At 52.5% G+C, this 1,783-nt stretch carries 2 protein-coding genes; one reads left to right on the top strand and one right to left on the bottom strand.

What is annotated here, in order from left to right:
* On the bottom strand, positions 1-195 hold a 195-nt coding region (locus tag ABYA88_RS16360), incomplete at its 3' end, for a PAS domain-containing protein (RefSeq protein WP_373188443.1).
* 465 nt (positions 196-660) lie between these two features.
* On the opposite strand from ABYA88_RS16360, the gene ABYA88_RS16355 reads away from it, so the two are divergent.
* A complete protein-coding gene (locus ABYA88_RS16355; protein WP_373188442.1) occupies positions 661-1,683 on the top strand; it encodes a diguanylate cyclase domain-containing protein in 1,023 nt (340 codons plus the stop codon).
* Positions 1,684-1,783 lie beyond the last annotated feature (100 nt).

Here is a 1,783-nt window from a genome sequence, read left to right as displayed (position 1 = left end):
GTCCGTGTCCGGTCCCTGCAACATACGGGGCGTAGATCCCAGAAGCTCCTCCCGGGTATACCCCGTCATGCGAGTAAAAGCATCATTGACATGGACATACACAGGCCCAGGGGAGTCCAGCTCGCCAGTCGTAATGACTATAGAAAAATCCGACTCCTTAATGGCGGCCAACAAAACAGGAGGGGTAAACGTCATTGGCGCGGGACTCGGAAATTGAGATCGATTATCCGTCACTATAAACCACTCAATTGTCCAAAAACCACCGCCTCGAAAATCTTTAGGCATATACCTGTCCGATTTTGTTTCCCAACTGTCTAGCGCGCGTACGACTAATCGAAATGGCTAGCAATTGCAAAATCAATGCTGTCCCTTTCTGCCCGACTAGATTTCCTTTATTTCAGGGTTCATGAGCTAGGTCTGACGGTCAGATGAACAAACAGAGCTGCAAGGGCAGCAGGCAACGCGGATTTATAAATCACCGGGATGAGTCCTTTCTGTGATGCGCGTAATGGCTTGGCGATATTATCAGGAGCGAAACATGGGGTGTATAAAACAGGCCGAAATTGATCTGTTCCTTTCATCCAATTCACTTCAAACTATTATTGGCACATTTACCGACCGGGCTGATCAGACAAGCCGCTAACAGGTAGCGAACATACGATGCAGGATAACCTTCTCGACAAGCTCGCGGCGACCATCACCGACAGCCAGGATCTGGAAAGCCTCGCGCGCCCTCTGTTGGCAATATTGCAGGAAATAACCGATCTAGAGTCGACCTTTCTAACGTCAGTCGACCTCGAGCGAAATGAGCTGACACTGGTTTACACCCACAACACTGGCAGTCTGCGCATTCCGGAAGGGCAGATCAATCCATGGTGCGACACCCTGTGCAAAAGGGCAAAGGACGAGGGCGTCATCCACACCGACGAGGCGGACCAACTATGGTCTGACAACGCCATCGGACAAGAGCTGGGAATTGTTACTTACCTCAGCGAGCCGCTGTGTACCAGCGACGGTGAACTCCATGGCACGTTGTGCGGTGCGAGCAGCTCACGGCACCAGCTCAGTGGCAAAAACCGCCGATTACTGGCCATGTTTGGCCGTTTACTGACCCAACAGATAGAGCGCCAACGCCTGATTGCCCAACTGCAATTGGAGAATCAGCAGTTCAGTAAAGCTGCCCTGCAAGATCCACTGACCAGAATACCCAACCGCCGCGCCATGGAGCAGGAACTCACCCGCACCCTGGCAAATGCTTCACGCAACCAGCTGCAGGCCCATCTCGCGTTTATCGATCTGGATGATTTCAAAGCCATCAACGACAAATACGGACATGATTTTGGCGACCGCTTTTTGCTCATGATCAGCGCCAATCTGAAAAACGGCCTGCGTGAGGGTGATTTTATAGCCCGCTATGGTGGTGACGAATTCGTATTCTTTTGTACTACCACTGAAGGCAACAGCGAAAGCCAGCGCCAGGCCATAGCCCACCGCCTGAGGTCGCTGACGCAGGGCCGCTTTAACATAGAACAGGTGGAACTGGACTACGCCGGGCCCAGTATTGGCGTAGTCAGTGCCCTGCCTGAGGAATCCGACAGCCAGTTGCTGGCACGGGCCGACCAGGCGATGTATGACGAGAAAGCCACTCGAAGATCCGCACCAGGCGACGATCTTGAAGCGTAACAAGCCAGGATAAACACCTGGCTTCGCACTTCAGGCCCTCGCCCTGTTATCTTCTCAGGCTGGAAGTAATTAGGGTCAGATGAACATTAACCGCTTTTTT

Origin of the sequence: Halopseudomonas sp. (assembly GCF_041579695.1) — a bacterium.
In the GTDB taxonomy this organism is placed as follows: domain Bacteria; phylum Pseudomonadota; class Gammaproteobacteria; order Pseudomonadales; family Pseudomonadaceae; genus Halopseudomonas.
This window is presented reverse-complemented; position numbering and strand designations above follow the sequence as displayed.

Bases quoted from the DNA above. Each gene is read 5' to 3' on its own strand.
- ABYA88_RS16355 (WP_373188442.1), top strand. From the start codon at position 661: ATGCAGGATAACCTTCTCGACAAGCTCGCGGCGACCATCACCGACAGC.